This window comes from Methanoculleus sp. SDB, assembly GCA_001412355.1.
Lineage (GTDB): Archaea > Halobacteriota > Methanomicrobia > Methanomicrobiales > Methanomicrobiaceae > LKUD01.
In genome coordinates, this window is the sequence record LKUD01000016.1 from 1 (window position 1) to 1,015 (window position 1,015).

Sequence of the window (1,015 nt, forward strand, 5' to 3'; positions counted from 1 at the left end):
AAGGGGAGATACCCGGGGACAGTTTTGGCGACGGCTGGGTGGGAGTGATGGTAGTGCCGCCCCAGAGGCCGGACAGTCATGATTACATACACCGTTCCGTTCCCAATCCCGGAGATTTTCTTCACTACACCTCAGATCAGTTTATACCCGGATTATCCATCTACCAGGGTATCTTTCCGGTAGAAGATGACAGTTTTCAGCTTAGTTTCACCACTCCTGCGGGTATCAACCGTTCAAATTCAGGCAGTGAATACCGTAATTTTATGATATACGCGTATGCCTGGAACCAGAACAGGGAAGCCCGAGGTTATCTGGAGCTGCCCAGTTCGGGGGAAGATATGGGTTTAGGAGGAGACAGCGCTGCTCCCCAGGTTTACCTGATATCGGGGGGCAGAGTAATTACGGACAGCGGAGAAGTGGTGGGAGATCCGATGAAGGCGGAGTTGGTGATGGAAGATCCCAGCGGCATCAATTTAACCCCGTTGCCCGATTATGTAATGGTAATGCAGGTAGATGAGGGAGAGCTGGACACCATGTTATCCCGGGAATTTGTTTATGATATGGGCAGCACCACCCGGGGGCGGGTAAAGCGGGATATAGATTTCGAGGGAGACGGTGAGCATGAGATATTGTTGGTGGTATCGGACAATGTGGGTAACCGAGGATACTACAGTTGGTATTTAGAGGTGGAAGGTGGAATAACTCCGGAGTTAACCCAGGTGATGAATTATCCCAATCCGATGGAGGAGAGAACTGATTTCACTTTTATATTGACCCGGGGTATGGCTACAGTGAGAATAGAGATATACACGGTAGGGGGAAGGAAGATCAGGGAGCTGGGTCCGGTGGAGGTGAGTTCAGGATTTAATACGGTGCATTGGGATGGAAGGGATGAGGAAGGAGACCAGCCGTCCAATGGAGTATATTTTTACCGGATAGCAGCAGATTGGAGTGATCCGGAATCGCTCGGTTCGGAGAAGGAATTAGTTGAAATTGAAAAATTGTTTATTTGCAG

General features: G+C 49.7%; 1 pseudogene. It reads left to right on the top strand.

Features of this window, described 5'->3' with window-relative positions:
- Positions 1-1,015, top strand: a pseudogene (locus APR53_07460).